This is a genomic window from Paenibacillus popilliae ATCC 14706 (assembly GCF_000315235.1).
Taxonomy (GTDB): domain Bacteria; phylum Bacillota; class Bacilli; order Paenibacillales; family Paenibacillaceae; genus Paenibacillus_B; species Paenibacillus_B popilliae.
The window spans coordinates 1-338 of sequence record NZ_BALG01000518.1 but is presented as its reverse complement, the minus strand read 5'-3'; the positions used below and the strand labels follow the sequence as shown (position 1 = coordinate 338).

1 protein-coding gene is annotated in these 338 nt (G+C 47.6%); it reads right to left on the bottom strand.

Annotated elements, in window-relative coordinates; translation table 11 throughout:
- The coding region (locus PPOP_RS18925) for an IS110 family transposase (RefSeq protein ID WP_042230261.1) at positions 1 to 334 on the bottom strand (334 nt) is incomplete at its 3' end.
- Positions 335 to 338 lie beyond the last annotated feature (4 nt).

Sequence of the window (338 nt, the reverse complement as noted above, 5' to 3'; positions counted from 1 at the left end):
AGCGCAGCAATTGAGCGATCCAGACCGCGTCTTTCATGTCTGTTTTTTTGCCTGGCACGTTTTTGATTCGCTGTGGATTCGCCAAGACAAGTTCAAATGAATCTTCCATCAGATTCCATACCGGTTTCCAATAAACGCCGGTACTCTCCATGGCAACATGCGTACATTCTCGCTCTAACAGCCAGTCATGGAGTTTTAGCAATTCCTTGGTCGTTGTTCCAAATGTTTTGATTTCCTGCTTCGGTTTCTTGTCCAGAGACCCTGCCAATACACAGGCAACGACGGTCTCTTGGTGCACATCCAACCCTGCACACCGTTCCAATAACGCATCCATTCCA